Origin of the sequence: Kribbella sp. CCNWLW201, from assembly GCF_037203805.1 — a bacterium.
GTDB lineage: Bacteria > Actinomycetota > Actinomycetes > Propionibacteriales > Kribbellaceae > Kribbella.
This window is the reverse complement of record NZ_JBBCBQ010000009.1, coordinates 58,893-84,270: the sequence shown is the minus strand read 5'-3', so window position 1 is coordinate 84,270 and position 25,378 is coordinate 58,893. Positions and strand designations below refer to the sequence as shown.

The following is a 25,378-nucleotide window of genomic DNA, read 5'->3' as shown; positions in this document are numbered from 1 at the left end:
GCGGGCCACGATCGTTGCCAGGGCAACTTCGGCGTGTCAGTTGCGATTCGAACACGTGTTCGGGATAGTTTGGTCTCCTGAAGGTGCCCCGGGACGGCCGAGTTTGTCCACAGCTTCGAAGTGGCGACGAAAACTGTCCGACCCAACCCGTACCTTCTCTGGCGACAAGGAAATCCTTCGGGCGGCTGGGACAGCGGCCCCGATACGTAGATGGGTCAGGTGGCAGTCACATGGCTGGTGCAGCGAGTGCGGAACGCGCGGCGGCGGACCGGGAGAAGGCGCTGGCGACCGCGCTGACGCAGATCGAGCGGCAGTGTGGCAAGGGCGCGGTGATGCGGCTGGGCGAGCAGGGCAGGGCCCCGATCGAGGTCATCCCGACCGGGTCGATCGCGCTCGATGTCGCGCTGGGGATCGGCGGTCTGCCACGCGGCCGGGTGGTGGAGATCTACGGCCCGGAGTCCTCGGGTAAGACGACGGTCGCCCTGCACGCGGTGGCGAACGCCCAGCGGGCCGGCGGTATCGCGGCGTTCATCGACGCCGAGCACGCGCTCGACCCGGACTACGCGCGGAAGCTGGGCGTCGACACCGACGCGCTGCTGGTCTCGCAGCCGGACTCCGGTGAGCAGGCGCTGGAGATCGCCGACATGCTGGTCCGCTCCGGCGCGATCGACATCGTCGTGATCGACTCGGTGGCCGCGCTGGTGCCGCGAGCCGAGATCGAGGGCGAGATGGGTGACAGCCACGTCGGTCTGCAGGCCCGGCTGATGAGCCAGGCGCTGCGGAAGATGACCGGTGCGGTCAACGGCACCGGGACGACGGCGATCTTCATCAACCAGCTGCGCGAGAAGATCGGCGTCATGTTCGGCTCGCCGGAGACCACGACCGGTGGCCGGGCGCTGAAGTTCTACGCCTCGGTCCGGCTGGACGTGCGCCGGATCGAGTCGCTCAAGGACGGCACCGACTTCGTCGGCAACCGGACCCGGGTCAAGGTCGTGAAGAACAAGGTGGCCCCGCCGTTCAAGCAGGCCGAGTTCGACATCATCTACGGCCAGGGCATCAGCCGCGAGGGCAGCCTGCTGGACCTCGGCGTGGAGCAGGGCTTCGTCCGCAAGGCCGGCGCCTGGTTCACCTACGAGAGCGACCAGCTCGGCCAAGGCCGGGAGAACGCGCGGAACTTCCTGCGCGACAACCCCGACCTGGCCAACGAGCTGGAGAAGAAGATCAAGGAGAAGATGGGCATCGGCCCGACGCTGGACAAGCCGGTCGACGAGGCCGCCACGGCCGAGGTCGATGTCGACTTCTGATCGACCCACTGCGGACGGCAGCGCGCGTCGGCCCACAGCCGACGACGCTGCCCCCGCGGCCCTGTCCCTACCCCACGCCGACCGCCTGGCCCTGGCCCGACAACTCCTGGCCTGCGGCCCGGACGCACCCGGTGCAGGTCCAGCAACCTCCAGCCGGACGGCGGCATCACCCGGAGAAGCCACACCAACCTCGGGCCGAGCCCCGAGATCATCCGGGCGAGCGGCGGCACCGAGTCGAGCGGCGGCTGCATCCGGAGTGGACACGGCATCATCCAGCGCCGAACGTCAGAGCTCTTCGCGAAGCACCGGCCGCCGTTCGGCCCAACGCAACCCCAGCAGCACACCGTCCGGCGACCGTGACGCCGACGCGCACCTGACCGCCCCGTGGTCGGATCCGTTCGCCGACGAGGACATGTCGGACGCAACGCCCTCGCGATCCCGCGCAGGCAGAATCAGGCGAACCGCCGGGACCGTCGACCCATGGGCAGACACAGAAGACGTCGCCAGCGGCACCGAGGAAGCGGAAGGCGCCGCACGACAGCGTCCCCGGACCTCAACCAAACGCGGCTCGGCCCGACCCGTCGACCCTTGGGGCGACCTGGACGACTCCGCGATCACCCGAACATCCGCGGCACTCACCGCTGACCGCCTCGCAGAAGCAACCGCCTTCGCCGCCGATACACCCGAGCCCAACCCGGCCCGACGCCCAACCAGGCAAACCCCCAAGCCCGACGAGCCACCGAACACCACCAAGACCCCAAACAATCACCAGCCCCGGAACCCGCCTGCCCAAGCTCGCATCTCGGTCACGCAGCCGGCCGACCCTTGGGGCGAAACTCCTGACGTGATGTCCGGCAACTTGTCGGAGCCAAGCGCACCGGAAGCACCTGCACCGCGAGCACATGAATCCGGAGTCCGACATGGCGCCGCCGACGACGCGTTTGACTCGCCTCCAGCGCGCGGTCAAGGTAGGACCACTCGCGCTGTGGGGACTGACCCGTCAGCTGGCGCGGTCCAGTCGGCGGGTGCGGCTGGGGGAGAAGGCCGTGGTGGCTCAGGTGTGAGTACGGCGAGGACTGCACGTGAGGACTCGAGGGGCGGATCTGCAGGCGCGAGTGATGCCGGGATTCGCGAGGCTGTGGGCCCTGAACCTGGGACTGAGGATCCTAGGGCTGGGAGTGCGGTTCCTGGGGCTGGGAGTGCGGGTTCTGGGAGTGGGACTGCGAGTCGGCGGTCTGGGGTGCGGCGGCGGCAGTTTGGGGGTGGGGGTTCTCGGCGGCGTAAGGCGGATGGGCCGGAGGTGCCTGCGGATCCTGTGCTGGATCAGGGGGCGGATCCACATTCGGTGGCGCGGACGATCCTGCTGGACAAGCTGACCGGCCAGCCGAGGACGCGAGCCGAGTTGGCTGATCTGCTGGCCGAGCGGGAGATCCCGGACGACGTGGCCGACGAAGTACTCGACCGATTCATCGAGGTCGGGCTGATCGACGACGCGGCGTTCGCCAACGCCTGGGTCGAGTCGCGACATCGCGGTCGCGGACTCGGCAAACGCGCCCTGGCTCAGGAGCTGCGTCGCCGAGGCGTCGACGACCAACTCGCCCGAGACGCGTTGGACGAGCTTGATTCCGACCAGGAAGAGGAAACTGCTCGGGCCTTGGTCCGTCGCAAGCTGCCCTCGATGCGCTCCCTCGACCGCCAGGTCGCCATGCGTCGCCTCCTCGGCATGCTCGCCCGCAAGGGCTACCCCGGCGGCCTGGCCTACCAAGTAGTCAAACAAGAACTATCCGCCTCCCACGAAGAACTCCCCCTCCTCGACCCCTCAGGCATAGAACCCGACTAGCCCGGGCTCGCCGCCTGCTGCCGCCGCCGGTGGGGTCGACGGTTGGACCCGCCCGACCGGCTCTTGACCCAAAGGCGCGCCGCAGCCTGAGCCGACCTGGGCGGAGACCTCGTCCTGCTGATCCAGCAGTGCGCCGGTAGATCCCGGCCGCCTGCTGGTCGCCACCGCTGGGCGAAGCCGGCGGGGTCCTGCGGGAAGTTGGCGGGATGGGCAGCTTGCGGGTGCTGGAAGCCGGTGGGCGGGAGGTCGGTCGGTGTTTGCTCGAGCGAGTCGACCGGTGGGTCCACCCGGCGCGCGGTGGGGGTGTGGAGTGGTTAACGGGTGGCGGCGGTTAGGAGGCGGTGGGCGAAGGTTTGGCAGGCGGGGGTGAAGGGGCTGTTGGCGGGGAAGTGGAAGTCGGCGTCGAGGAAGGCGAGGTTGAGGATCAGCCACTGCCAGGAGTCGATGGCCAGGGTGACGTTGGTTTGGTGGGCGTCGATGGGTTGGATCTCGGCGTCCTGGTAGCGCAGTGCGTCCATGACTGCCGCTGCGGGTGCGTCGACTACGAGGCTGATCGTTTGCTTGTGGCGGTTGATTCCTTGGCGGAGGTAGTCCGCGGCTGACTCGGCGGGGAGGGGGCGCGGGTCGTACGGCGTACCGGTGCGGAGGAGGTCGGTCATCCGGTCCAGGCGGAAGACGCGCCAGTCGTCACGGTCGAGATCCCATGCCAGCAGGTACCACCGCAGCATGTGGTGAATTTGGCGATAGGGCTCGACTCGCCGGAGTGCTTGTATGCCGCGAGCGTTCTCGTAGTTGAAGGAGATCGTCTCGAGGTGAGCGATCGCCTCGGCGACCAGTCCGAGTTGTTCGGTCGTCACGATCGGCGCCGGCTGGTGACTCGTCTCGAGACTCGAGCGGACCGACATCGCCCGCCCACGAAGCCGCGCCGGCAGGAACTGATCCAGCTTGCCGTAGGCACGCGTCGCGGCGTCGTCGATCCCGCCTTCACTCGACGACCCGACCCCACGAGATCCCACCCCGCCAGATCCAGTTGCGCCAAGTCCGACCGAGCCAGATCCGGCCGCGCCACGACTGTCTGACCCGGATCCGACCGGGCCAGACGTTGGTGGACCAGACGTGGCCGCGTCAGGTACGGCTGAGCCAGGTCCGGTCGCGCCAGGTCCGGTCGCGGCAGATCGGGCCGCGGCAGATCCGGCCGCGGCGGGGCCGACTGCGGCTAGGGATGCTAAGGCTAGGAGGGTTGCGACGGCCTCGTCGTCGTCGAGGACTAGTGGCGGCATGGTGCGGCCGGCGGCGAGGCGGTAGTAGCCGCCGGGGCCGGGCTGGGTCTCGACCGGGTAGCCGTAGCCGCGGAGTCGGTCGACGTCGCGTCGCAGGGTCCGTGGACTGACGCCGAGCCGGCGGGTCAGCTCGTCCCCGCTGAACGGCCGGCCTGTCTGCAAGGTCGACAGCAGGGCCAGCATGCGTGCGGTCACATCGGCCATGGTCCGATCATCGCAGCAAATGCGGCCAGAATCCGGCCACATCTGCTCGTAGCGTCGTGAGCATGACGCCGCGAATGACAGACGAAATGACCAGGGGAACCATCACTCTCCGCCGAGCCCGGACGAACAACCTGGCCGACCTGGACCTCGACATCCCGCGGAATCAGTTGGTGGTGTTCGTCGGCAGATCCGGTTCGGGCAAGTCGTCGCTCGTGTTCGACACGATCGCCGCGGAGGCGGGCTATCAACTCAACGAGACGTTCCCGCCGTTCGCCCGGAACCGGCTGCCGAAGTGGACGCGTCCGGAGGTCGAGCACATCGGCGGCCTGACGCCCGTGATCGTCATCGACCAGCGGCGGATCGGCGGCAACGCACGCTCGACAGTCGGCACCATCACGGACGCGTGGACCTACCTGCGGTTGCTGTTCTCCCGTCTCAGCGAGCCGTACGTCGGTGAGTCGAACCACTTCTCGTTCAACGATCCGGTCGGCATGTGCCCGAGCTGCTCCGGGCTCGGCGAGGTGGTGGTGAGCGCCGTCGAACACTTCCTGGACCTGGACAAATCACTCGCCGCCGGGGCCATCCTGCTCCCGGGATTCGGCAACGGCGGCTACTGGTACTCCCAGTACGCCGACATCGGCACGTTCGACGCCGACACTCCACTGCGCGAGTGGACCGAGTCGGAACGGCAGGCTCTGCTGTACGGCGGCCACGTCGCAGCCGAGCTGGGCCGGAAGCTCCCGAAGGAGTACGAGGGGGTGGTCGAACGATTCGAGCGGATCTACCTGCACACCTCCGACAACCTGTCCGAGCGGAAACAGGACGCCATTCGCAAGTTCACCCGCTCCGAGACCTGCCCGGACTGCGTCGGCGACCGCCTCAACCAGGCTGCGCGGACGGCGACCGTGCTCGGCCACACGATTGGTGAACTGTCGCGACTCGAGATCACCGAACTCGTCGACGTCGTACGCACGGTCGATGCGGCGGGCGTCGTACCGGTGGTCGCTGCGTTGGTGGCGCGGCTGGAGGCGATGGTCACGATCGGGCTCGGGTATCTGACGTTGTCTCGGGCAACGACGACCTTGTCCGGTGGTGAGTCGCAGCGGATCAAGACGGTTAAGCACCTCGGGTCCAGTTTGACTGAGATGACGTATGTCGTGGACGAGCCGACCGTCGGGCTGCATCCGAATGATGTGGAGTCGATGATCGAGCTGCTGGAACGGCTTCGCGACAGCGGCAACAGCGTCCTGGTCGTCGAGCACGATCCGGCGGTGATGGCGCACGCGGATCAGATCATCGAGGTCGGTCCCGAGGCGGGTAACGCGGGTGGGCGACTGGTGTTTCAAGGGACGTTCGCGGAGCTCCGTAACGCCGGCACGTCTACTGGTCAGGCGTTGGCTCGGCAGCGGCCGCTGAAGGCTGCTCCGCGGCGCGGTCACGGGAAGCTGACCGTGGTGGATGCCAGCCGCAACAATCTGCAGAGCGTGACCGTGAGCTTTCCCACGGGCGTGATGAGTGTGCTGACCGGTGTGGCCGGTTCTGGGAAGTCCAGCCTGGCGGAGGAGTTGGTGGCCCAGCACTCCGCGGTGGTGATCGACCAGAAGCCGGTCAGTACCAATCGACGGTCGACGCCAATCACCTACACCGGCATCGCGCCGGCGATTCGCAAGTTGTTTGCCCGGCACAACGACGTACCTGCCGCTCTGTTCAGCGCCAACTCGGCGGGAGCTTGCCCTGACTGCAAGGGGCTGGGGGTCATCTACACCGACCTGGCGTTCATGGAGGGGCAGGAGGTTGTCTGCGAGACCTGTCACGGACGCCGCTTCACTCCGGAGGTTCTCGCGCACAAGGTGAACGGGCTTTCCATCGCCGACGTTGACGAGCTCACCATCGACGAAGCCATTGGTCGACTGCCCGACGCGGGCATCTCGCGCGCTCTGCATCAGTTGGCGGCGGTCGGGTTGGGGTATCTGCGGTTGGGGCAGTCGTTGAACACACTGTCGGGCGGCGAGTGCCAGCGGGTGAAGATCGCGAAGGAGCTTCGGCAGGCGGAGCAGCCGACCACGTACGTACTCGACGAGCCGACGACAGGGCTTCACCTGAGCGACATCGACATGCTGTTGCACGTCCTCGACAGCCTGGTCGACCACGGTCACACAGTGGTCGTGGTCGAACACAACCTCGACGTCATCCGCCAGGCCGACTGGCTGATCGACCTGGGCCCAGGCCCAGGTCGCCACGGCGGCACCCTCCTCTACGAGGGTCACCCGGCCAACTACACCCATCCTGCAACCCCCACCAGCACAGCCCTGACAGGAGGCCGGTGAGCCGCTGCATCACAAGGTTCCGGTACGGCGGTGGACAGAGAACCAGCTGTACGACGGACGCCGTGCGCGGACTGTGGTCGCAGGGCCAGCAGCGTAAGTGGCTGTGTGGAGTGGGGTGCTCTGGGCCGAGGCGAGGCAAGGAGTGGGTTGATGTGCGCGGTGGCCGACCTGCTCTGGGCCGGGTGGTGGAGTAGCGCACGTGGGCGGTGGTTGTGGTGAGCACGGCGCGGCGGTGGATGTGCGGTGGACTCGGGCGGTGGAAACGGAGGTTCGGGTAGTGGGTGCGGGTGCTGGGATGCCCCGGGGGAGACGGTGGGTGGGGGGAGGAGTGCGGGCTGGGGTGCCCGGGGGAGACGGTGGTTGGGGGAGGCGTGGGGAATCGGTGGGGGTGTGGGCGGCGAGGGGCGTTGACGGGTGGGGGTTGACGGTGTGTCATCCGAAGTGGGGCCGGTGTTTGGGCCGGTCCGTAGGCTGGCATTTTCGGTCGATCCGCCCCTGACACCGCGGAGGGTGCAATGAACGATTTCCAGGAACAGGCGAAGAACTGGCTCCGGAACGTCGTCAAGCAGAACCCGGACAAGATCAAGGCCGGCGTGGAGAAGGCCGGCGATCTGATCGACAAGCAGACTGGCGGCAAGTACGCCGACAAGGTCGACACTGTCCAGCAGAAGGTCGGCACCTACGTCGATTCACAGACCTCCGAGAACCCACCAGCCCAGCCGGCACCCACCGACACCACCGGGTCCGCAGGCGAGGCGACGACCGGGGCGACCGGCGAGGCGACCGAGGCGACCCGTGGGGAAGCGTCGACCGCGGAGCAGCAGGCTGGCGACGAGGCATCCGGCGGTGAGTCGTCGGCACGTGCCGAGGAGTCGCACGCGTCTGGCAGTGAGGCCGGGACCGCGAGCGCAGAAAGCGAATCGGGTCCTGACGATGGGGCTCCAGAGGCTTCGGGGCAGGCGGGTACGTCGGGCCGGGCCGGGAGTGAGGCCACCGGCGGTGATCCGGAAGCCGGCGGGAGAGTCGTGGGAGGCGATGCGCCTGACCCGTCGTCAGAGCCGGCGAGTTCGGCCGGTTCGGTCCTCGAAGGTACCCAGACCGGCGGCACCGTCACCGGCTCGACCGACAGCGACGAGTCACCCAGCGAATCCGAAGGCGGCCTGCCCGGACCACGTCCGTAGCCCAGGTCCGCAGCACCCGGACCACGTACCGGTCGCACCACCCGGACCGCGTCCGGAGTGCCCGTCGTGTCGCCCGGACCACGGCCTCAGCACAGGTCGCGTCGCCCGGACCACGGCCTTAGCACAGGTCGCGTCGCCCGGACCACGTCCGGAGTGCGGGTCGCGCCAGCCGGGCCGCGTCCGTGCCACCGGTCGCGTCGCCCGGACCGGGTCCGTTGTGTGGCGGCGTTCTGGAGTAGACCAGCGGGGGTGGTGGTCTGCTGGTGCGACCGGGTCGCAGGATGACGGAGAACGTTGGTTTCAGTGCCTGCTGTGATGGTCGGGTGGCGTGGGAGTGTCCGTCTTGACCGGGTGGTGGGGCACGCCTAGCCTCGGAATCAGTAAGGGATCACTCCACCTGACGGTGGCAGGTATAGCACCGGCAGGCCGGTTGATCGCCGGCCGACCGGCCGGAAGAACACGACACTACGCTCGACCGAGCTGAAGGACTGACGACGGCGACTCGCAGCGCCGTCGGATAGACGGCACCGCGGTTCGACGGTGGCGGCCAAGAGCATCGTGCCTGGGTGACGCACACCCAGGGGCCGCCAGGTACCGTCGCAACGGACGGACAGCGCACCGCCGTACGTCGGTGGTGCGGTCAGCCGTACCGTCAGCCGGCCGCTCCAGTGGTGGATCCCTTCGACCGACCACAAAGTCCCGCCTGGTGCGTGACTCGAAGAGGGGAGACGCCGATGTCACTCGCGGCTTTGCCGACGGCGATGTCAGTCGGGCTGTCTCTGATCGGACTGCTGATCGCCGGGCTGCTTGCCTGGATCGGTTTCACCCTCTCCCGCCGGAAGGCCGCCGACACGACCGCGGCCGCCGTGACCGCGGAGGCGAACGCCAAACTCGAGGCCGCCACCATCGCCGCCGGCGCGAAGTCCGCGGCGGAGTTGGTACGTCGCCAAGCCGAGGAGGAGGCCGCCGTACTGCGGGTCCGGGCCGAGGCCGCCGAGCAGCGGGCCGAGGAGATCCGCCGGGCTGCGGAGGAGCGGGCGACGGAGGTACGGCGAGAGGCCGAGCAGCGGGCGTCCGACGTACGGCGGGAAGCGGAGTCCGAGGCCCAGTCGATCCGGGACGACCTGCGTGAGCAGCGGCTGGAGATGGAACGGCGTGAGCACCGGCTGACCGAGCGTGAGGAACGGCTCGACGAGCAGCACCGTTCGATCGAGGAACGCCAGACCGAGCTGACCGCGCAACTGGCCGAGCTGGACCGCCGCAAGGCCGAGATCCGCGACCTCGAGGACGAGCGGCGCCGGATCCTGGAGGGCGTCGCGAACCTGACCACCGAGCAGGCGAAGGCCGAGCTGGTGGCGGCGATCGAGACGGAGGCGAAGCGGCACGCGCACACGATCGTCCGCGACATCGAGCGGCAGGCGCTGGACGAGGGCGAGACGAAGGCCCGCAAGATCATCACCGGCGCCGTCCAGCGGCTGGCGTCGGAGCAGACCAGCGAGTCGGTCGTGTCGGTGGTGCACCTGCCGAGTGACGACATGAAGGGCCGGATCATCGGCCGCGAGGGCCGCAACATCCGGTCGTTCGAGCAGACCACCGGCGTCAACCTGATCATCGACGACACCCCCGAGGCGGTGTTGCTGTCCTGCTTCGATCCGGTACGGCGGGAAACCGCACGGCTGACCCTGGATTCGCTGGTACTCGACGGCCGGATCCACCCCAGCCGGATCGAGGAGATCTACGAACGCAGCAAGGGCGAGGTCGCCGAGCTGTGTGAGCGCGCCGCCGAGGACGCGATGGCGGAGGTCGGGATCACCGACCTGCACCCGGAGCTGGCCCGGACCATGGGGCTGCTGCGCTACCGGACGTCGTACGGGCAGAACGTGCTGAAGCACCTGATCGAGTCGGCGCACATCGCCGGGATGATGGCGGCCGAGCTTGGGCTGGATCCGAAGCTGTGCAAGCGCGGTGCGTTCCTGCACGACATCGGCAAGGCGCTGACGCATGAGTCCGAGGGCAGTCACGCGATCGTGGGTGCGGAGCTGGCCCGCAAGTACGGCGAGGACGACGACGTCGTGCACTGCATCGAGGCGCACCACAACGAGGTCGAGGTGCGGACCGTCGAGGCGGTGCTGACCCAGGCGGCGGACGCGGTGAGCGGCGGCCGGCCGGGGGCGCGGCGGGAGTCGCTGGAGGCGTACGTGCAGCGGCTCGAGCGGCTGGAGGAGATCGCGATGCACCACGACGGGGTCGAGAAGGTGTTCGCGATGCAGGCCGGCCGGGAGATCCGGGTGATGGTGCTGCCGGACGCGGTCGACGACATCGGTGCGCAGGTGATGGCGCGCGACATCGCCAAGCAGGTCGAGGAGGAGCTCACCTACCCCGGCCAGATCCGTGTCACCGTGGTCCGCGAGTCCCGCGCCACCGAGGTCGCGAAGTAGTCAGTCGGCGTACTTCGCCCGCCACTGCGGCGGATCGAACGGCGAGCCGTAGATGCGGGTCTCGCGGGCGATCCGCCCGTCGCGGAACTCGACGACGTTCGCGACGTAGTAGATGTCGCCGGAATAGTCCGAGCGGCCCAGTACGACGAAGTGGTCGCCTGCGCCGGTGATGCGCAGGATCTGGATCGACGGCGGGTTCGGGTACTCCTGTTGCATCGCCCGCATCTTGTCCCGGCCCACTATGCGTTCACCGGACTGCGGCATCTCCAGCACGTAGTCCTCGGCCCGCATCTCGTGCTCGGCCTCGGCGGACAGCGCCAACTGCCCCTCCATCGGCCACAACCGCTCCAGCAACTCCCGATTCCGGTCCATGGAGCCACTATCCACCCGACCCTTCAGCCACCCTTAAACCCGTTTGGTGGCGGCGACCCGGCTCGCTACGGTCGGACGATGGACATCAGGCCTGCCACCCAGGCAGAGGTCGACCAGTTGATCGCCTCGGCCGAACCCGCGGCCCAGCACCACCACCGCGCCCGCTGGGAAACGCAGCAACGAGGTGACGGGCTGTACCTGCTCGCGCACCGCGACGGCGAAGTGGTCGGCCACACGATGCTGTTCAAACAGTCGAGGTACGCCGAAGTCCGGGCCGCACTCGGCCCCGTCGAGATCAACGCATTGCACGCTTATGTCCCGAACCAGGGCATCGGTACGGCGATCATTCGGGCGGCTGAGGCGATCGCGGCCGATTGGTCCCGGCCGGTGATCGGCCTGGCGGTGGGTCTGGACAACTCCGGCGCTCGCAGGCTGTACGAGCGGCTCGGTTACAAGCTGTGGGACGGCGCTCAGGTGATCGACACCTGGACCGAACAGGATGCCGAAGGCAACATTGTTCGCTCGCACGCGGACCCGTGCGACTACCTGTTCAAGCCGCTCGGCTAGTCCCGTCGCTCCTCGCGCAGGTGACTCGGCGTCACGTCGATCGGGCGCTCGGCCACATGGTCGGGCGGGTCGGTTCGGTACTGCTTCTCGACCTCCGGGTCGATCACGTTGACCTCGCCACGCCGGCGCGGGTTGGCGAGCCGGTAGGACACCCAGATGCCGGCCACGCCGGCGAGCATGATGATGATGCCCAGGGCGGTCAGGTTCAGCCAACCGGACGTGTCCCGGACGGCGAAGGCGATGATGGCGCCGATGGCGATCAGCCCGATGCCGGCACCGATCCTCATGATTGCTCCTTCGTGGCGTGCAAAGCGCCGCGGGCGGAGACGACACAGCGGGGTGTCAGGATGACATTCTGTAATCCCCGCTCACTCACGGTACCCAAACACCAATTCCTCATGCACCACGCTCGGCAAGGGCGCTCCGGACGAGATCGAGTGTCCGATCCAGCCGCGACCACTGCGCGGATCCCCAGGTGACCATCCCCGCGCGTGCCTCGTCCGCGTCCGCGGCCGACAGCCCGGACTCCTGAAGCCTCATCACTCGCGCCGAGCAGTCCGCGACGTACCGCCGGAGCAGGAAGAAGGCGAACAGGTCCAGTTCGAGCGGTACGTCAGCCGGATAGATCGCAAGCACCCGCCGGAGAGCGTGCGCGTCGACAGGCTGCTCGGCTTGCAGCAACAGGGCCAGGTCGCACTCCGGTGGCGCGAGCATGGCAGTGTCCCAATCGAGCGCGCTCAACCTGCCGTCCGAGTCGACGAGCAGGTTGTCGCCGATCAGGTCCGTGTGGCAGAGCACGAGGCGTTGCGGCAGTCGTCGTACGACGCTCTGCAGCTGAGCCAGCCGCCTATTCGGCACGAGCCCTGTGATCGCGAAGTCCTCACGCGGGAGGTCCAGGGGAGGTGTCACCGCGTGCAGGTCGGTCAGTACCCTGCCGAGCTCGTCCAGTACGTCGTCGGACCACCTTGGCCACCCGGCGGGCGTCGTACCAGGAAGGAACGGGAACAACGCGACGACGCCACCCGCTGCTGACACGGACAAGCGGCCGTCGAGAGTGGCAACGGGGTAGGGGACTCGAGCGCGGAAGCCGGAGTCGTGCAGCTCCTGCACCACCGGCAGCCGGGCGACTGCCTGGGCCGCGTCGTCCGGTGTGAGCCAGAGCTTCAGGAAATACCGCTGGTCGATCTGATAGCAGACCGATGCCCAGCCGACCGGGATGAACCGCAGGCTGTCGACCGCGATCCCGTACGACGTCCTGACCGCGTCCACCAGCGCCGCGCGATCCACCCGCGGCTCGGAGAGCACGTCAGCGGAAGGCCGCCTGGCCGGTGAGGGCCTGGCCGATGACTAGCTGGTGGACCTCGGAGGTGCCCTCGTAGGTGAGGACAGACTCGAGGTTGTTGGCGTGCCGCATGATCGGGTACTCGCCGCTGATCCCGTTCGCGGCCAGGATCGTGCGGCACTCCCGGGCGATCGCGATCGCCTCGCGGACGTTGTTCAGCTTGCCGACGCTGACCTGCTCGGGGCGCAGCGTCCCCTTCTCCTTCAGCCGGCCAAGGTGGACGGCGAGCAGGATGCCCTTGTTGAGCTCGACCGCCATATCGGCGAGCTTCGCCTGGGTCAGCTGGTAGGCGGTCAGCGGCTTGTCGAAGACCATCCGCTCACCGGCGTACGCGAGTGCCGTCTCCAGACAGTCGCGGGCCGCACCCATCGCGCCGAAGATGATGCCGAAGCGGGCCTCGTTCAGGCAGCCGAGCGGGCCCGACAGACCACGGGCCTCAGGCAACTGCGCCGACGCCGGCAGCCGTACGTCGTCCAGCACCAGCTCGGACGTGACCGAGGCGCGCAGTGACAGCTTCCCGGTGATCTCCGGCGCCGAGAACCCGGGCGTCGACGTCGGTACGACGAAGCCGCGAACGCCGTCGTCGGTCCGGGCCCAGACCACCGCGACATCGGCCACGGAGCCGTTGGTGATCCACATCTTCGAGCCGTTCAGCACCCAGTCGTCGCCGTCGCGGCGGGCGTTGGTGCGCATCCCGGCCGGGTTCGAGCCGAAGTCCGGCTCGGTCAGGCCGAAGCAGCCGATCGCCTCGCCCGCGGACATCCGCGGCAGCCACTCGTTCTTCTGCTCCTCACTGCCGTACTTCCAGATGGCGTACATCGCCAGCGACCCCTGCACCGACACCAGCGAACGCATCCCGGAGTCGGCCGCCTCGATCTCCAGACAGGCCAGCCCGTACGCGACCGGACCGAGGCCGGCGCACCCGTACCCGGTCAGGTGCATCCCGAGGAACCCGAGCGCACCCAGCTCCTTCGCCAGCTCCCGCGCCGGAATGCTCGCGGACTCGAACCACTCCGGCAGCGACGGCCGCAGCCGCTCATCCGCGAACCGCCGGGCGGCCGCACGTACGTCGACCTCTTCCTCGGTCAACAGCGAGTCAACGTCCACAAGATCCAGCGAAGCCGTCATGAGGCTCACGCTAGCCGGTACGACGCGATCCTGGAGCGGCGCAAGTCACTCGGACACCTCGCTTCGCTCACTGTCCGAGCGACTTGAGGAGTGCTGTGTTGTTTGGTTCGCTTCGCTCACTTCCGGTACCAGGGCCACCACCAGTGCCGCTTGCGCGGATGGCGTACGACGATCGAGCCGTGCTTGGCCTGGCCGGTCACCCGGACGCGGACGCCGCCGGACCGGGGTGTGGTCGCCTTGTTCTTGGCGGTCCCGTGAACCATGTCGACGGCGTCGAGATCGATGCTCCAGCCCTCCGGCACGATCATCACCACCGAGCTGTGGACGGCCTGGGCGTCGACGTGGATCTCGGGCCACCGGACCACCGCGTCGGTGAAGTCGAGCCGGACCGCGGAGTGCTCGGCGACGGCCACCACCCGCTGCGGCACCGTCCACGGACCTTCACGCTTCTGCGAGCTGTGCTTGGCCCGGATGGTCAGCTCGACCGCATTGCTGCCATGTGCGACCGGGACCAGATCGGCGGTCACGTTCCGCAGTTCGAGTTGGGTCTTGGCCGAGTAGATCTGGGTGAGCCGCTCGTCCAACTCCTCGAAGTCGAGCCGCCCGTCGCTGTGCGCTTCCTGGACCACAGCAGCGGCTCGCTCGCGGTCGTGGTCAGAGGCCCGGTGGTTGGGCGGCGGCTGCTCCAGACTCATGCCCCCAAGGTAGCGCTGCCAGCGGTCCCGACCTCCAGGAATCGGCCGAAGACCGCGGACCAGGTTCGCTCCAACTCGGCCTCGCGCTGCTCGGCCTCGGCGATCACCGCTTCGGGATCGAACCCCCGGGAACGCATCGCGTCGGTGTCCCAGCGCCGTACCTGGTCGAGCGTGACCTCGGGATGGAACTGGACGCCCCAGCTACGACCGATCCTCAGCATCTGGTGCTGACAGCGTTCGCTCGACATCAGCGGCACCGCGTCGGCCGGCAGCCGGGTGATCTGATCCTGGTGGCTCTCGACGGCCCGAACGGTCGCCGGCAAGCCCGCGAGCAGTGGGTCGTCCGCGGCGCCGGGCAGCAGACTCAGTTCGGTCACGCCCTTCTCGGGCAGGCCGAACTTCCCACGCACCTCACCGCCGAACGTGTGTGCCAGCAGTTGCGCGCCGAGGCAGATGCCGAGCGCCGGCACCTGGTCGTCCTCGGTCGTCTTGCGCAGCAGCTCCCGTTCGGCCGGTAGCCACGGCGACGCGTCATCGGCGTCGGGCAGCATCCCGCCGCCCAAGAGGATCAGTGCGTTGTACCCGTCAGCGCTCGCCGGAATCGGCTCACCCGCCCATGCACGTACGACGACCGGAGCGAGTCCACGGTCGTCCAGCCAGCCGAGCAAGCGGCCCGGGCCACTGCCGGGGTCGTTCTCCACGATCAACACAGCGTCAGACACGGACGCCAACGCCAAGCCTCAATCCGTGGATCCTGCCGCGCTGCGCGGCACTCGGCGGGCACATCGCGGCGTTGGAGGGCGGGGCACGGAGAACCCCACTCCGAGCCCCGCCCTCCGCCTTGCGCTGCACTCCGCCGAGCACCTGCTCGCTGCTGCCAGGATCCACGGATTGAGGCTAGACCACGGCGGCACACCGTGTTCCGCCGTACCGGAGTCGTCGTCCGGGATACTGAGGTGCCGGGGGTGACGATGGAACCTGTCAGTGGATTCGTGCGTGCCGTGGTGGGGGATGTCGACTTCGTCTTCGGCAAGGGGATGGTGGACGCGTTCGTGCTGGCGCGCCGCAAGGACAGGTCGCTGCGACCGCGGCTGGACGTCCTGGTGCGGTCAACCGGCCAGTACATGCCACTGTCCGTTCCCACCGGCACAGTGCCGGCCGTGGCCCGACTCGTCGGGCTCGAAGAGGTGCGGCCCGCGCCACTGCTCACAGTGGAGTTCACACCGGGCGACACCGGTGCCGAGGCCCGACTGGGAGCCAGCAATCCGGTCCTGATCACCATCACCGACATCAGCCACCGCGAGTACGACGCCCTGGTGCTCACCACCACCCTCGGCGAAGCGGCGCACGCACTAGTGCCTCCGGGCTACTACCACGTGTCCGCGGTCGTCATCGACGAGTCGGAGGACGTCCTGCAGGGGTACGGCGCCCAACACAACCTGCGCGTGGACAAGGGGGACGATCTGCTCGTCTCGCTGCCGATCCGCACCGCCGGTGTGGGACAGATCGCATCGGTACTGCAGACCGGGCCGCATCCGGTTCTCGTCGACTCCGACGGAGGCGTCGTACCGCTGCTGGACCTCGTGCGGATCGGGCGAGCGCCGGACTGCGACCTGATCCTGGACCATCCGAAGGTCAGCCGCCACCACGCGGAGCTGCTGCGGATCGACGCGTTGAGCTACGAACTACGCGACCTGGGCTCGACCAACGGCACCTTCGTCAACGGAGTGCGGACGGACAGACAACTGGTCGGCGACGGCACCGAAATCCGCCTCGGCGGCTTCCGGGGCAACCTCTACGTGGCCTGATCCCACCGAATGGCTACTTTGTGTGCCGACCTGGGAGAATAGCTGCCGTGAATCCGCGAACCGTTGTCATCCTCGGCTCGACCGGCTCTGTCGGCACGCAGGCGCTGGAGCTGATCGGCCGGAACCGAGACCGGTTCCGGGTGCTCGCGCTGTCGGCCGGCGGCGACAACGTCGGGCTGCTCGCCGTGCAGGCGCTCGAGTTCGGCGTCGAGGTGGTCGCTGTGGCGAAGGCCACGGTCGCGCAGGATCTGCAGCTCGCGTTCTACGCGGAGGCGAAGCGGCAGGGGTACGCGCAGGGCGAGTTCCGGATCCCCAAGATCATCACCGGCCCGGACGCGTCCAGCGAGATCGCGGCGATGCCGTGTGACGTGGTTCTCAACGGCATCAACGGTTCGGTCGGGCTGCAGCCGACGCTGGCCGCGCTCGACGCCGGGAACACGCTCGCCCTGGCCAACAAGGAGTCACTTGTCGTCGGCGGCCCGTTGGTCACCCGCCGGGTCAAACCCGGTCAGATCGTCCCGGTCGACTCCGAGCACAGCGCGATCGCGCAGTGCCTGCGCGGCGGCTCGGCCGACGAGGTCCGCAAGCTGCTGCTGACCGCGAGCGGGGGACCGTTCCTGGGCCGGCCGCGGCACGACCTCGAGAACGTCACGGTCGAGCAAGCCCTTGCCCACCCGAACTTCGCGATGGGCCCGGTCGTCACGATCAACTCCGCGACCCTGGTCAACAAGGGGCTCGAGCTGATCGAGGCCCACCTGCTCTTCGGCATCCCGATGGATCGGGTGGATGTCGTCGTACATCCGCAGCAGGCGGTGCACTCGATGGTCGAGTTCTACGACGGGTCGACGCTGGCGCAGGTGTCGCCGCCGACTATGACGCTGCCGATCGCGCTCGGCCTCGGCTGGCCCGACCGGATACCGGACGCGTCGCCGCCGTGGAACTGGGCCGAGGCGAGCAGCTGGCAGTTCCTGCCGCTCGATCACGAGGCGTTCCCGTCGGTCCAGCTCGCCCGCGAGGCCGGTACCCGCGGCGGGACCGCGCCGGCCGTGTTCAACGCCGCCAACGAGGTCTGCGTCCAGGCGTTCCGGGACGGGCGGTTGCCGTTCCTGGCGATCGTCGACACCGTGGCCCGGGTGGTGACCGAACACGACGTACCCTCATATGAGGAACTGTCCATCGACGACGTGCTCGCCGCGGACACCTGGGCGCGCGCCCGGGCCCGTGAACTGACAGGCGTACAGGAGACCACGAAGGCATGACCGCGCTACTCACCTTTCTCGGCATCGTGCTGTTCGTGGCCGGCATCCTGATCTCGGTCGGGCTGCACGAGCTGGGCCACATGCTGCCCGCGAAGGCCTTCGGCATGAAGGTGACGCAGTTCTTCGTCGGCTTCGGCCGGACGATCTGGTCCACCAAGCGCGGTGAGACGGAGTACGGGATCAAGGCCATCCCGGCCGGTGGGTTCGTCCGGATCATCGGGATGATGCCGCCGGCCAAGGGTGAGGATCCGACCAAGGTCCGCAAGGCCAACACCGGCCCGATCCAGTCGATGGTCGAGAACGCGCGGTCGGCCGAGTACGAGACGATCTCGGCGGAGGACAACGGCCGGCTCTTCTACCAGAAGGTGTGGTGGAAGAAGCTGATCGTGATGGCGTCCGGACCGCTGGTCAACGTCGCGATCGCGTTCGTCCTGTTCGGCGGCCTGTTCATGCTGTACGGCGCGAACGTCGCGCAGACGACCGTTGCCACCGTCACCGACTGTGTCATCCCGGCCTCCCAGGCGAGCGCCGACCGCAAGTGCGAGTCGGGCGACAAGGTGTCGCCGGCCAAGACCGCCGGGTTCCAGGTCGGCGACCGGATCGAGTCCTTCAACGGCACCCGGATCAGCAGCTGGGACGAGCTCACCCCGCTGATCCGGGCGAACACCGACAAGCCCGCCACGATCGTTGTCGAGCGCAACGGTCAGCAGGTGACCCTGCAGACGAACACGATCATCAACCAGGTCCGCGACGAGGCCGGGTCGGACAAGATCGTCTCGGTCGGGTTCCTCGGCGTCTCGCCGGAGATGAAGGTCGAGCGGCAGGACTTCGGCTTCGTGGTCAACAAGATGGGCGAGCTGACCGTCGCCACCGTGCAGGCGATCGGCAACTTCCCGGAGAAGCTGGTCGGCGTGGCCAAGTCGATCGTCGGCGGCGACCGGGACGAGAACAGCCCGATGAGCGTCGTCGGTGCCAGCCGGGTGGCCGGCGAGATCGCCTCGAACCAGTCGCTCACCGGCGGCGAGCGGATCGCGTTCCTGATCTCGCTGCTCGCCTCGCTGAACCTCTTCCTTGCCCTGTTCAACTTCATCCCGCTGCTGCCGCTGGACGGCGGTCACATGGCCGGCGCGATCTGGGAAGGCATCCGGCGCGGCGTCGCCAAGCTGTTCGGCCGCCCGGACCCCGGGTACGTCGACGTCGCCAAGCTGCTCCCGGTCGCCTATGTCGCGGCCAGTGTGATCGTGGTGATGGGCGTGCTGCTCGTCATCGCCGACATCGTCAACCCGATCAGACTCTTCAACGGATAACGCACCACCTCAACGGATAAAGGACCCATGAGCATCAACCTGGGCATGCCCGCGCTGCCGCCACCGACCCTCGCCCCGCGCCGTAAGACCCGCCAGATCAAGGTGGGCAAGGTGCTGGTCGGCGGTGACGCCCCGGTCTCCGTGCAGTCGATGACGACGACGCTGACCGCGGACGTCAACACGACACTGCAGCAGATCGCGGAGCTGACCGCGGCCGGCTGTGACATCGTCCGGGTCGCCTGCCCGTCCCAGGACGACGCGGACGCGCTGCCGGAGATCGCGCAGCACTCGCAGATCCCGGTGATCGCCGACATCCACTTCCAGCCGAAGTACGTGTTCGCCGCGATCGAGGCGGGCTGTGCGGCGGTCCGGGTGAACCCGGGCAACATCCGCAAGTTCGACGACCAGGTGAAGGAGATCGCGGCCGCGGCGAAGGACCACGGCACGTCGATCCGGATCGGCGTGAACGCGGGCTCGCTGGATCCGCGGCTGCTGAAGAAGTACGGCAAGGCGACGCCGGAGGCGCTGGTCGAGTCGGCCGTCTGGGAGGCGTCGCTGTTCGAGGAGCACGACTTCCACGACTTCAAGATCTCGGTCAAGCACAACGACCCGGTCGTGATGGTGCGCGCCTACGAGCTGCTCTCCGAGGCCGGCGACTGGCCGCTGCACCTCGGCGTGACCGAGGCCGGGCCGGCGTTCCAGGGCACGATCAAGTCGGCGGTCGCGTTCGGCGCGCTGCTGTCCAAGGGCATCGGCGACACGATCCGGGTGTCGCTGTCGGCACCGCCGGTCGAGGAGGTCAAGGTCGGCCTGCAGATCCTGCAGTCGCTGAACCTGCGCGAGCGGAAGCTCGAGATCGTCTCCTGCCCGTCCTGCGGCCGCGCCCAGGTCGACGTCTACACCCTGGCCGAGCAGGTCACCGCCGGCCTCGAGGGGATGGAGGTCCCGCTCCGCGTCGCCGTGATGGGCTGCGTCGTCAACGGCCCGGGCGAGGCCCGCGAGGCCGACCTCGGCGTCGCCTCCGGCAACGGCAAGGGCCAGATCTTCGTCAAGGGCGAGGTCATCAAGACCGTCCCCGAATCCGCCATCGTCGAGACCCTGATCGAAGAAGCCCTCCGCATCGCCGAAGAAATGGGCGAGACCGCAGCACCCGGCGAACCCACCGTCACCGTCAGCTGATCAGTGACGGACTACTTGGTTGTCAGCGCTGTAGCTGGCGAGGCTCGGTATGTGCCGGACGGGGTTCCGGTTGTGGTTACTGGGGTGGGGAAGACTGCGGCGGCGGTGGCTACGGCTCGGGCTTTGGGGGAGCGGGGGAGGCGGGATCTGGTGGTGCTGAATGTGGGGACCACTGGGGCGTTGCGGGATGGGATGGCGGGGTTGTATCTGCCGTCGACGGTGATCAATCACGACATCAACGCGGATGCGGTGCGGGCGTTGGGGATCGATCCGCAGGAGACGTTGCAGGTCGAGGGTGGGGACGGGACGGTGCTCGCGTCGGGAGACGTGTTCGTCACCGATCCGGTCGTCCGGGCGCGGCTGGCGGAGCGGGCGCATCTCGTGGACATGGAGGCGTACGGCGTCGTCTACGCCTGCCGTGAGTACGGCGTACCCGTGCGCGTCGTGAAGCACGTGTCGGACTCGGCCGACGAGGGCGCCCTCGACTGGCCGGCTCTGGTCGACGCCAGCGCGAAGGTGCTGGGGGAGTGGGTCACCGCCTACGTCTCCTGAGACGCCAGCCATTCGAGTACGGCGCTCTCCCGCACCAGTGCCGCGCCGGAAACTTGTGTGGTTGACGCGCCACCCGGGTCAACGCCCCGTGCGCCGGCGGATAGCCCGGCACGGTGGCTTCACTCGCGGCCGCTCAGGACGGTCGTGGCATCGAGTGTGGTGAGACTGTCGCCGGCAACCGATTGCCGCCGACACGGTGGTCACAGTCGATGGCGGATTCCGCAGACTCGACGCCCAGACCTCGCGAGGCGACTGGCATCCCGCACGGTGGCTTCAGCGTGCGGGGCTTTCCCTGACCCGCGCCAACCGTGAGGCGGACTATGCTGGCTTGACCTTGACCCTGGGGGCAAGGTTTAGCGTCGGGTGAAGGAGGCGGAATGCGGATCAGCGATCTGGCGGCCGAGGCCGGAGTGACGGTCAAGGCGGTCCGGTACTACGAGGCGCAGGGACTGCTGAAACCCCGGCGGGAGTCCAACGGGTACCGGGCGTACGACGCCGACGACGTGGTCGTCGTACGTGAGGTGAAGGCGTTGCTGTCGCTCGGGTTGACCGCGGAGCAGACGTATCCGTTCATCGAGTGCCTGCGGGCCGGCAACGAACGGGCCGACGTGTGCCCGGCGTCGCTGACGGCGTACCGGACCCGGATCGCCGAGGTGGACCGGCGGATCACCGAACTCACCGAACTGCGGGCCCGGCTGACCGACCTCCTGACCGATGCCGAGAGCTGGAGGACGAGACAACTATGAGTGAGCTGCAAACGGTCGACGAGACGACCTTCGACGACGTGGTACTGCGCGCCGATCAGTCGGTCCTGGTGGACTTCTGGGCGCAGTGGTGCCCACCCTGCCACCAGATCGTGCCGGTCCTCGCGCAGATCGACGCCGAGCGCAACGACCTGACGGTGGTGAAGCTGAACTCCGACGAGAACCCGGCAATCTCGGCCCACTACCGCGTGATGGCGCTGCCCACCCTGATGCTCTTCCACCGCGGCGAGGTCATCTGGTCCGTCGTCGGCGCCCGCCCCAAACACAAACTCATCAAAGAACTCGACGACGCCCTCCACGCGGCCGTATAGCCGCAGCGCAAGCCCTGAAGCAGCCCTCGAGCCAGTTCGGCTCGAGGGCTGCTTGTCTAGTAGCTATCTAGATTGCTAGCATCCTAGGTATGGGCGACGACGGTGGGAAGAAGGCGCAGTTCAACGTGTATCTGCCGGCTGAGTTGATTCGGCGGGTGAAGCACAAGGCGATCGATGAGGCGGCGAGTCTGTCCGCGTTGGTGGAGCAGGCGTTGACGGAATACTTGGACAAGCATGGGGAGGCCCGAGGATGAACGACGTAGTGATCCGGCCGTTGCGGTTCACGGCGGATGTGGCGGCGATGCAGGTGTTCCTGGAGACGCTCGGACTGCAGGCGCGGATCGAGTCCGAGCGCGGTGGCTGGGCAGTCCTGCTGGCTGGGCGTGGTGCGATCTCGCTGCACGACGCGGCCACCAGCGACACCGGCGGTCAGCCTGGGCAGACCAATCTGACGTTCGAGGCGGAGGACATCGACGAGCTGAAGGAGCGGCTCGAGAGTGCCGGGTACGACGATGCGACGATCTGGGACGAGGCGTTCGGACGCGTCCTCTCGGCGACCGGTCCCGACGGGACGAAGCTGTGGATCGACGAACGCAGCGAGGACCTGTACGGCTACAAGGTGCACGAGACCCGTCCGGACGAGCGCTGGTCGGTCACGCCGCACCTGTCCGGAGCGGATCAGCCGGCGTGGGAGCGGCTGCTGGACGTGCTCGGCACCGATCAGCCGATCCACTTCGGCGCGGGCCCGGAGCTCGCCGTCAGGCCGGATCTGACCACCGCCGCGGACCTGGACGACGTACTGCAGCGGCTCGTCGCAGCGGGGTACGCCGCGACCCGGACGGATCAAGGCCTCGAGGTTGTGGACCCGGACGGGCAGCCGCTGGTGGTGCACGGGTGATCGAGGTTCGCAAGGCGCAATTGGCCGACGTCGGGGCGGTCCGGGAGATCGGGTTGAAGACCTGGCCGGTGGCGTACGGCGGGCTGGTCTCGGAGAAGTTCATCGTCGACGGACTGGCCCAGTGGTGGTCGCCAGAGGCGGTCGAGTGGCTGATCCGGAACGGGATCACTCTGGTCGCGGCCGAGGGCGAGCAGCTGGTCGGGATGGTCGGGCTCGGTCGCGAAGGCGACTTCTGGGTGATGTGGAAGCTGTACGTGCTCCCCGATCACCAGGGCAAGGGCGTCGGCAAGGCCCTCCTCGACGCGGCGATCAAAGCCCTTCCGGAGGGTACGACGGAACTACTGCTCGACGTCCTGGTCGCGAACGAGAAGGCCATCGCCTTCTATCGGGCCAACGGTTTCGGCGATCCTGTCAGTACTCCCGACCGGGACCTCGGCGACGAACTGATGTGGATGGGCCTTGACCTCCAGACGACTTGAAGTTGCAGGGTGCCCCGCATGACGACGACCGTTCGGCTCCGGGACGATGCGGACTTCCGGAAGTACTGGCTGGCCCGGACGTTGTCGTTCACCGGCTCGATGGTCACCGCGGTCGCGTTGCCGGTGCTCGTCTACCGGCTCAGCGGTTCGACCTTCCTGACGGCCTTGGTGACGGCGCTCGAGGCAGCGCCGTACCTGCTGACGGGGTTGTTCGCCGGCGCGCTCTCGGACCGGTGGAACCGGCGTCGGGTGATGGTGTCCGCGGATCTGGTCAACGCCGTGGTCATCGGCTCGGTCCCGCTCGCGCATCTGTTCGGTGTGCTGACTGTCGCCCAGGCGCTCGTGGTCGCGTTCACGGTGCAGGCCGTCTACTCGTTCTTCGACGGCGCGAACTTCGGGGCCCTGCCGATGCTGGTCGGCCGCGCCCGGGTCGCCCAGGCGAACTCCGCGGTCTGGACCGCTTCGAGCCTGATCGAGCTGTTCGTGCCGACGCTCGCCGGCCTGGCGCTGGCGGTGCTGAACCCGGCCAACCTGCTGGCCCTGGATGCGTTGAGCTTCGTCGCGTCCGCGATCGCCGTCCGGGGAATCGTCCGGGCGCTGTCCGAGCCGCGAGCAGGCCAGGCGCCGCTGCGGCCGCGGGTGATCTTCGCCGACATCGCCGAAGGGATTCGCTTCCTGCTGCGGCATCCCGGCGTCCGCACGATGACGATGATCGGCACGCTGCAGTCGTTCGCCGGTGGTGGGTTCGTCGCGCTGATGGTGGTGTGGTGTGACCGGATCCTTCACGTCGGTACGTCGGGAGTCCGGTTCGGGATCGTGTGGGGAGCTTGGGGGATCGGCGGGCTGGTGGCGGCGATCGGGCTCCCGCTGTTGCTGAGGCGGCTGGCGCCGGCGGCGATCACGCTCTACGCCGTGCCGGTTTCCGCGGTGCTCGGCATCGTCACGGCCCTGGTGCCGCGCTGGGAGTTGGCCGCGATCGCCCTGCTGGTGTGGGGTTCGGCGTACATCCTGGTGATCGTCAACTCGATCACGTACCGCCAGCAGGTGACGCCGGAGCAGTTGCTCGGCCGGGTCAACACGGTCGGCCGGATGCTGTCGTGGGGAGTCGGCTGGACGCTGGGCTCGATCACCGGCGGCGTGCTTGGGGACCACTACGGCATCCGCACCGCGATGGTGGTTATGGGGCTCTTCGGGTTCGTCGGCGTCGCCGTTGCCTGGACCTCGCCGTTGCGCGGGATCGCGGCGGCGCACGACGCTGAGCGCGACCCGTTGCGAGCCTGACGGGTGATCATCCGCTAGGTTCTGCGCGTGGGCGTACGGGTTCTCGGTCCTCGTGACCTCGCGGCGGCGCGTGCGGTGATCGCCCGCGACCCCGTGGTCAACGTGTTCGTCGACAGCCTGGTGCAGGCGTCCGGACTCGATCCACGGCGGGGTGCCGAGGTCTGGGGGTACGTCGAGAAGGGCGTACTCGAGGCACTGTGTCATGCCGGCGGCAACATGGTGCCGGTGGGGGCGGACGACGCGGCCCTGCGCGCGTTCGCGGCGTACGCGTTGCGCCGCGGCCGGAACTGTTTCCAGATCCTCGGACCGGCCAGTGCGGTCCAGCAGTTGTGGACCACGCTCGAACCGCAGTGGGGTCCGGCCCGCGAGGTGCGCGACAACCAGCCGTTCATGGTGATCGACGAGCCGCCGGCGATCGCACCGGATCCGCTGGTCCGGGCAGTCGAACCGGTCGAGCTGTCGATCCTCTACCCGGCCTGCGTGGCGATGTACACCGAGGAGGTCGGCGTACCGCCGCAGACCGGTCCGGACGGGACCTTCTACCGGTCGCGGGTGGCTGAGCTGATCCGCGCCGGGCGGGCGTTCGCGCGGATCGAGGACGGCCGGGTGGTGTTCAAGGCCGAGGTCGGGTCGGTCGGCACTGGGGTGTGCCAGATCCAGGGGGTCTGGGTGGATCCGGAGTTCCGCGGCCGCGGGCTGGCGGCACCAGGGATGGCGGCGGTGGTCGAGTTGGCCCGGCAGATCTCGCCTGTGGTGACGCTGTATGTCAACGCCTTCAACCTCCCGGCCCGGGCCGCGTACGAGCGGGTCGGTTTCCGGACGATCGAAACGTTCGCGACGATCCTGTTCTGATACTGGGCGT

General features: G+C 68.3%; 25 protein-coding genes. 18 read left to right on the top strand and 7 right to left on the bottom strand.

Annotated features, from left to right (window positions below; all coding sequences use genetic code 11):
- The first annotated feature begins 230 nt into the window (after window positions 1–230).
- Together recA and V9K99_RS31060 are read left to right on the top strand one after the other, a co-directional pair.
- Window positions 231–1,304, top strand: a complete 1,074-nt coding sequence (recA, locus tag V9K99_RS31065; RefSeq protein WP_337008868.1) for a recombinase RecA — start codon at window positions 231–233, stop codon at window positions 1,302–1,304.
- Window positions 1,305–2,649: 1,345 nt separating this feature from the next.
- Entirely contained in the window at window positions 2,650–3,144 is a 495-nt protein-coding gene (locus tag V9K99_RS31060; RefSeq protein WP_337008864.1) for a regulatory protein RecX, read from the top strand.
- A gap of 314 nt (window positions 3,145–3,458) precedes the next feature.
- Here the strand turns inward: V9K99_RS31060 and V9K99_RS31055 are convergent, their stop codons facing one another.
- A complete protein-coding gene (locus V9K99_RS31055; RefSeq protein WP_337008862.1) occupies window positions 3,459–4,628 on the bottom strand; it encodes a helix-turn-helix transcriptional regulator in 1,170 nt (389 codons plus the stop codon).
- An 86-nt stretch (window positions 4,629–4,714) separates the two neighbouring features.
- Between V9K99_RS31055 and V9K99_RS31050 the strand changes: the two genes are divergently transcribed.
- From V9K99_RS31050 to rny, 3 genes are all read left to right on the top strand, one after another.
- Complete coding sequence (locus tag V9K99_RS31050; protein WP_337008860.1) at window positions 4,715–6,955, top strand: excinuclease ABC subunit UvrA; 2,241 nt, start codon at window positions 4,715–4,717, stop codon at window positions 6,953–6,955.
- A 515-nt stretch (window positions 6,956–7,470) separates the two neighbouring features.
- On the top strand, window positions 7,471–8,136 hold the full coding sequence (locus V9K99_RS31045) for an Rv0909 family putative TA system antitoxin (protein WP_337008859.1): 666 nt from the start codon (window positions 7,471–7,473) through the stop codon (window positions 8,134–8,136).
- Between the two features lie 734 nt (window positions 8,137–8,870).
- Window positions 8,871–10,574, top strand: a complete 1,704-nt coding sequence (rny, locus tag V9K99_RS31040; RefSeq protein ID WP_337008858.1) for a ribonuclease Y — start codon at window positions 8,871–8,873, stop codon at window positions 10,572–10,574.
- On the opposite strand, the gene V9K99_RS31035 is transcribed toward rny, so the two are convergent.
- Window positions 10,575–10,946 (bottom strand): nuclear transport factor 2 family protein, encoded by a 372-nt coding sequence (locus V9K99_RS31035; RefSeq protein WP_337008856.1) that lies wholly within the window; start codon window positions 10,944–10,946, stop codon window positions 10,575–10,577.
- Window positions 10,947–11,024: 78 nt separating this feature from the next.
- Between V9K99_RS31035 and V9K99_RS31030 the strand changes: the two genes are divergently transcribed.
- Window positions 11,025–11,513, top strand: coding sequence for a GNAT family N-acetyltransferase (locus V9K99_RS31030; RefSeq protein ID WP_337008853.1), 489 nt, complete (start codon window positions 11,025–11,027; stop codon window positions 11,511–11,513).
- Here V9K99_RS31030 and V9K99_RS31025 read toward each other — a convergent pair.
- The 5 genes from V9K99_RS31025 to V9K99_RS31005 all read right to left on the bottom strand — a co-directional run bounded on the left by V9K99_RS31025 (window position 11,510) and on the right by V9K99_RS31005 (window position 15,400).
- Window positions 11,510–11,800, bottom strand: a complete 291-nt coding sequence (locus V9K99_RS31025) for a DUF6458 family protein (RefSeq protein WP_337008851.1) — start codon at window positions 11,798–11,800, stop codon at window positions 11,510–11,512. The genes V9K99_RS31030 and V9K99_RS31025 overlap by 4 nt on opposite strands.
- 109 nt (window positions 11,801–11,909) lie before the next feature.
- Window positions 11,910–12,818: a phosphotransferase enzyme family protein gene (locus V9K99_RS31020; protein ID WP_337008849.1), complete on the bottom strand. Its 909-nt coding sequence runs from the start codon at window positions 12,816–12,818 to the stop codon at window positions 11,910–11,912.
- A 1-nt stretch (window position 12,819) separates the two neighbouring features.
- A complete protein-coding gene (locus V9K99_RS31015; RefSeq protein ID WP_337008847.1) occupies window positions 12,820–13,983 on the bottom strand; it encodes an acyl-CoA dehydrogenase family protein in 1,164 nt (387 codons plus the stop codon).
- Between the two features lie 116 nt (window positions 13,984–14,099).
- Window positions 14,100–14,678, bottom strand: a complete 579-nt coding sequence (locus tag V9K99_RS31010; protein ID WP_337008845.1) for a DUF1707 SHOCT-like domain-containing protein — start codon at window positions 14,676–14,678, stop codon at window positions 14,100–14,102.
- Window positions 14,675–15,400 (bottom strand): type 1 glutamine amidotransferase, encoded by a 726-nt coding sequence (locus tag V9K99_RS31005; protein WP_337008843.1) that lies wholly within the window; start codon window positions 15,398–15,400, stop codon window positions 14,675–14,677. The genes V9K99_RS31010 and V9K99_RS31005 overlap by 4 nt, the downstream gene beginning before the upstream one ends.
- Before the next feature lie 249 nt (window positions 15,401–15,649).
- Here V9K99_RS31005 and V9K99_RS31000 point away from each other — a divergent pair, with 249 nt between their 5' ends.
- The 12 genes from V9K99_RS31000 to V9K99_RS30945 all read left to right on the top strand — a co-directional run bounded on the left by V9K99_RS31000 (window position 15,650) and on the right by V9K99_RS30945 (window position 25,368).
- Window positions 15,650–16,486, top strand: a complete 837-nt coding sequence (locus tag V9K99_RS31000; RefSeq protein ID WP_337009021.1) for an FHA domain-containing protein — start codon at window positions 15,650–15,652, stop codon at window positions 16,484–16,486.
- 47 nt (window positions 16,487–16,533) lie between these two features.
- Window positions 16,534–17,745 carry a 1-deoxy-D-xylulose-5-phosphate reductoisomerase gene (gene dxr / locus V9K99_RS30995; protein WP_337008841.1) on the top strand — a complete coding sequence of 404 codons (1,212 nt, stop codon included), beginning with the start codon at window positions 16,534–16,536 and terminating at the stop codon, window positions 17,743–17,745.
- On the top strand, window positions 17,742–19,052 hold the full coding sequence (locus tag V9K99_RS30990; protein ID WP_337008840.1) for a M50 family metallopeptidase: 1,311 nt from the start codon (window positions 17,742–17,744) through the stop codon (window positions 19,050–19,052). The genes dxr and V9K99_RS30990 overlap by 4 nt, the downstream gene beginning before the upstream one ends.
- A 27-nt stretch (window positions 19,053–19,079) precedes the next feature.
- A complete protein-coding gene (gene ispG / locus V9K99_RS30985) occupies window positions 19,080–20,231 on the top strand; it encodes a flavodoxin-dependent (E)-4-hydroxy-3-methylbut-2-enyl-diphosphate synthase (RefSeq protein WP_337008838.1) in 1,152 nt (383 codons plus the stop codon).
- A 3-nt stretch (window positions 20,232–20,234) separates the two neighbouring features.
- Window positions 20,235–20,783, top strand: coding sequence for a nucleosidase (locus V9K99_RS30980; RefSeq protein ID WP_337008837.1), 549 nt, complete (start codon window positions 20,235–20,237; stop codon window positions 20,781–20,783).
- A 377-nt stretch (window positions 20,784–21,160) separates the two neighbouring features.
- The gene (locus V9K99_RS30975) at window positions 21,161–21,529 is read left to right on the top strand and encodes a MerR family transcriptional regulator (protein ID WP_337008835.1); all 369 of its coding nucleotides are present in this window, start codon (window positions 21,161–21,163) and stop codon (window positions 21,527–21,529) included.
- Window positions 21,526–21,858: a thioredoxin gene (gene trxA / locus V9K99_RS30970; RefSeq protein ID WP_337008833.1), complete on the top strand. Its 333-nt coding sequence runs from the start codon at window positions 21,526–21,528 to the stop codon at window positions 21,856–21,858. The genes V9K99_RS30975 and trxA overlap by 4 nt, the downstream gene beginning before the upstream one ends.
- A gap of 89 nt (window positions 21,859–21,947) precedes the next feature.
- Window positions 21,948–22,112 carry a CopG family transcriptional regulator gene (locus tag V9K99_RS30965; RefSeq protein WP_337008831.1) on the top strand — a complete coding sequence of 55 codons (165 nt, stop codon included), beginning with the start codon at window positions 21,948–21,950 and terminating at the stop codon, window positions 22,110–22,112.
- On the top strand, window positions 22,109–22,756 hold the full coding sequence (locus tag V9K99_RS30960; RefSeq protein ID WP_337008829.1) for a VOC family protein: 648 nt from the start codon (window positions 22,109–22,111) through the stop codon (window positions 22,754–22,756). Before V9K99_RS30965 ends, V9K99_RS30960 begins: the two co-directional genes overlap by 4 nt.
- Window positions 22,753–23,235: a GNAT family N-acetyltransferase gene (locus V9K99_RS30955; RefSeq protein ID WP_337008828.1), complete on the top strand. Its 483-nt coding sequence runs from the start codon at window positions 22,753–22,755 to the stop codon at window positions 23,233–23,235. Before V9K99_RS30960 ends, V9K99_RS30955 begins: the two co-directional genes overlap by 4 nt.
- An 18-nt stretch (window positions 23,236–23,253) precedes the next feature.
- Window positions 23,254–24,516, top strand: coding sequence for an MFS transporter (locus V9K99_RS30950; protein WP_337008826.1), 1,263 nt, complete (start codon window positions 23,254–23,256; stop codon window positions 24,514–24,516).
- A 27-nt stretch (window positions 24,517–24,543) separates the two neighbouring features.
- Window positions 24,544–25,368, top strand: a complete 825-nt coding sequence (locus V9K99_RS30945) for a GNAT family N-acetyltransferase (RefSeq protein ID WP_337008824.1) — start codon at window positions 24,544–24,546, stop codon at window positions 25,366–25,368.
- Window positions 25,369–25,378 lie beyond the last annotated feature (10 nt).